This window comes from Mesobacillus boroniphilus, assembly GCF_018424685.1.
Classification (GTDB): domain Bacteria; phylum Bacillota; class Bacilli; order Bacillales; family Cytobacillaceae; genus Mesobacillus; species Mesobacillus boroniphilus_A.
In genome coordinates this window covers 1-364 of record NZ_QTKX01000033.1, presented here as the reverse complement: position 1 = coordinate 364, position 364 = coordinate 1, and the positions used below count along the sequence as shown (strand labels likewise).

The 364-nt window shown below is 43.7% G+C and carries 1 rRNA gene; it reads right to left on the bottom strand.

The features are described from left to right. Positions 1–115: ribosomal RNA gene (locus DYI25_RS22355) — 23S ribosomal RNA — on the bottom strand; the annotation flags it as partial. Between the last annotated feature and the right edge of the window lie 249 nt (positions 116–364).

Sequence of the window (364 nt, the reverse complement as noted above, 5' to 3'; positions counted from 1 at the left end):
GGAAATCTCCGGATCAAAGCTTACTTACAGCTCCCCGAAGCATATCGGTGTTAGTCCCGTCCTTCATCGGCTCCTAGTGCCAAGGCATCCACCGTGCGCCCTTTCTAACTTAACCTAAAAGGTCATTCTCTATTAAATAGAGAGAAAACTAAAATGGCGATCACTCGGTTTCTTCTTTGGTTCTTCTTACTTACGATTATCTAGTTTTCAAGGAACAAAAAAGCTTTGAGAGAATTGCTCCCTCAAAACTAAACAAACAAGCGTACAACAGTACGAATCGTAAGATTCGCATTCCGATTGCCATTACGGCAATATCCTTAGAAAGGAGGTGATCCAGCCGCACCTTCCGATACGGCTACCTTGT